This window comes from Campylobacter concisus (genome assembly GCF_002165775.1).
Classification (GTDB): Bacteria; Campylobacterota; Campylobacteria; order Campylobacterales; family Campylobacteraceae; genus Campylobacter_A; species Campylobacter_A concisus_E.
Genome location: NZ_NDYP01000016.1, coordinates 1 through 3,248 on the forward strand (window position 1 = coordinate 1; position 3,248 = coordinate 3,248).

The following is a 3,248-nucleotide window of genomic DNA, read 5'->3' on the forward strand; positions in this document are numbered from 1 at the left end:
GCTCACGGCAGGCTGACCGTACCGGCGCCTGCGGTTTGCGAAATTTTAAAAGGCGCGCAAGTAAGCCTAGGGCGAGCGAATTTCGAGATGACTACGCCCACAGGAGCGGCGATTTTAAAGGCCTGCGCACTAAATTTAAGGGAGCAAGACCGCCGCGAGTCGCCGCGAAATTTTAAAATTTTAAGCACGGGCTACGGCGCTGGCGATAAAGACGTCGCAGATTTTGCCAACGCACTTCGCGTGATACTTTGCGAAACGAGCGAGGATTTAGGCTTAAAAGATGAGCCAAATTTGAGCGTGCAGATCGGCTATGGCGAGCTTTGCGAGCGGATTTTAATCTCCACTAATATCGACGACATGGACGCCGAGAGCTTTGCCTTTGCGTGCGATATTTTGCGAGATAGCGGCGCGCTGGACGTATTTAGCAGGTCTATTTTTATGAAAAAGGGGCGCGCGGGCTTTGAGCTAAACGCGCTGTGCCGCAAGCAGGACGCCGCGCGGATAAAGGGGCTAATTTTCGCGCATACGACGGCGATCGGAGTTAGAGAGTGCGCCGTGAGGAAAACCGAGCTTGCGCGCGAGTTTTGCGAAGTAGAGACTAAATACGGCAAAATAAGGCTTAAAATTTCGCGCGGCCGGGTTTACGGTTTTAACGCCGAGCAAAATTCGACGGATGAAAATTTAGCCCGAAATTACCCCGAAATTTTAAAAATCAAGCCCGAATTCGAGGACTGCAAAAAAGCCGCGCAGAGATTTCAAACGACGATCTGCGAGGTTAGAAACGAGACTTTAAAAAAATATGACGAAACTAGAAATTCTAAAAAATGATATAAAAAAGCTGGAAAATTTAGCCGTAGCGTTTAGCGGCGGCGTGGATAGCTCGCTACTGCTGCGCGTTGCCGCCGATACGCTAGGCCGGCGCGCGGTAGCTATCACGCTAAAATCGCCCTATATGTCGGGGCGCGAGATAAAAGAGGCGGTGGAATTTACCCGTACTTACGGCATCAGGCACGAAATTTTAGAGCTAGAAGCGCCCGAAGCGGTAAAAAATAATCCGCAAGATCGCTGCTACGTCTGTAAAAAGGCGGTTTTTACGCGGCTAATCGAGCTGGCAAAGCATCTAGGCTTTACAAACGTCGCCGACGGTACGAACTTAGACGACCTTGGCGAATACCGCCCGGGGCTTAAAGCAAAAGACGAGCTTGGCGTGCTTTCGCCGCTTAAAGGCCTCAAAAAATCAGAGATTAGAGAGCTTAGCCGCGAGCTTGGACTGCCGACCGCGGATAAGCCCAGCTACGCGTGCCTTCTGACGCGTTTACCGCACGATAGGGAGTTTTTCGCGGAGGAAATTTCGCTCGTGGAGCGAGCCGAAAATCTGCTAATCTCGCACGGATTTTTAAATATTCGCGCGCGATTTGACGGCAAAGCCTTTAGGCTGCAAATGGGTGCGAGCGAGACTAGGCGCTTTTGCGCGGGAGATTTTAGCGCCGTCGTACGCGAGATTGCTTCGCTTGGCGAGTATGATATTTTGCTTGATTTAAAAGGGCTTCGCGGGGAGATTTTAAATGACGAGAGATGAGGCTTTAAATTTCATTCGTACCGTAAAATCGGGCGAAAAAAGCGAGCGCGAAGCGATAGAGTTTTTACGGGATTTTCCTTTTAGCGACGTGGGATGCGCCAAGATCGACACTCAGCGTGCTTTGCGAAATGGTACTGGTGAGGTGATATATGGGGCAAATAAAACAGATGATGAAATTTTGCAAATTGCTAGTGTGATCGGCAAAAAAAATGAAAATATCCTAATCACAAGAACAAATGAGAATGTTTTTGAACGCATACGTGAGATCTTTCCGCAGGCAAATTTTAATGCTCGTGGCCGCGTCATCAGCGTCAAATTTAAAGAGCCCGCGCTCACGCAAAGCTACATCGCGATAGTTTCCGCAGGCACCGCCGACGGCGCGGTAGTGGAGGAAGCGTACGAAACGGCGAGATTTCTAGGCAACGACACGCGTAAATTTAGCGACGCAGGCGTGGCAGGACTACATAGGCTGGTCGCAAAGCTCGATGAGATACGTGGTGCAAAGGTCGTCATCGCCGTTGCTGGCATGGAGGGCGCACTTGCTAGCGTGTTAGCAGGCCTCGTGAGCGTACCCGTGATCGCAGTGCCCACCAGCGTGGGATACGGCGCGAGTTTCGGCGGACTGGCGGCGCTGCTAGCGATGCTAAACAGCTGCGCAAACGGCGTCAGCGTCGTAAATATCGACAACGGATTCGGCGCCGCGTATAACGCGAGCCTGATAAATCATCTCTGAATTTACGCCGCTTGCGAGGCAAATTTAACGGCTAAATTTAAAAGAAAAGCGTTGCTAGAGGAAAATTTAAGCGAGCAAAAAAGTGCTGCAAAGCGCATGCAAAAGCTGCAAACAAGGCAAAGCGCGCGAACTAGGCTAGTATTTTTAGCCGCGGCTGGCATGATTTTAGCGGTAGAAATTTACATCGCGATCTGCGTAAAGGGCGGCTTCGTGCGCCACTACGCGGGCGACGTTTTGGCGGTTATCTTGCTTTACGCTTTGACGCGGGCTACATTTAGCGCGCCGCCGTCAAATTTGCCGCTTAAAATTTTCGCGTTCGCAGCGGCTTTGGAGCTAGCGCAGTATTTTGGCGCAGTGCAAATTTTAGGCATAGAAAATAAAATTTTAAAAGTAATGATCGGCGGAACGTTTGATTTCGCCGATCTGCTCTGCTACGCTGTTGGCTGCGTCCTAGCGGGCGCTTATGAAAAATTTGAAAGTAAAATTTGGCAAATGAGAAGCGATGGATAAAGAAAAAGCCGTGCAAAAGATGACCGAGGTCATGGCGAAATTTGTCGGCTACACGGGCAAGGTGCTGCCTGACGACGTGACGGCGAAGCTGCTGGAGCTTAGTGAGCTTGAAACGCAGCCACTGGCAAAGGAGATCTACAAAACGATGTTTGAAAACCAGCGCCTTGCAAAGCAGCTAGACCGCCCGTCCTGTCAGGATACGGGAGTGATCCAGTTTTTCGTGTGCTGCGGCGCAAATTTCCCGCTCATCGGCGAGCTTGAAGAGCTATTGCGCGAAGCCGTACTGCGGGCGACGCGAGAGGCTCCGCTACGCCACAACAGCGTCGAGACCTTTGACGAGTACAACACCAGCAAAAACGTCGGCAAGGGCATGCCTAGCCTGTTTTGGGAGATCGTGCCGGATAGCGGCGAGTGCGAGATCCACAC

The 3,248-nt window shown here is 51.1% G+C and carries 5 protein-coding genes; all 5 read left to right on the top strand.

Features of this window, described 5'->3' with window-relative positions; genetic code table 11:
- Positions 1–828 (top strand): LarC family nickel insertion protein (locus B9N66_RS09510; protein ID WP_141083443.1); only part of this gene is annotated, 828 nt, incomplete at its 5' end.
- Positions 800–1,579: an ATP-dependent sacrificial sulfur transferase LarE gene (larE, locus tag B9N66_RS09515; protein ID WP_087580814.1), complete on the top strand. Its 780-nt coding sequence runs from the start codon at positions 800–802 to the stop codon at positions 1,577–1,579. The genes B9N66_RS09510 and larE, both read left to right, overlap by 29 nt.
- On the top strand, positions 1,566–2,312 hold the full coding sequence (gene larB / locus B9N66_RS09520; RefSeq protein WP_087580815.1) for a nickel pincer cofactor biosynthesis protein LarB: 747 nt from the start codon (positions 1,566–1,568) through the stop codon (positions 2,310–2,312). The genes larE and larB overlap by 14 nt, the downstream gene beginning before the upstream one ends.
- A 51-nt stretch (positions 2,313–2,363) precedes the next feature.
- Positions 2,364–2,822: a ribosomal maturation YjgA family protein gene (locus B9N66_RS09525; RefSeq protein ID WP_087580816.1), complete on the top strand. Its 459-nt coding sequence runs from the start codon at positions 2,364–2,366 to the stop codon at positions 2,820–2,822.
- Positions 2,815–3,248 (top strand): fumarate hydratase (locus B9N66_RS09530; RefSeq protein WP_180382102.1); only part of this gene is annotated, 434 nt, incomplete at its 3' end. The genes B9N66_RS09525 and B9N66_RS09530, both read left to right, overlap by 8 nt.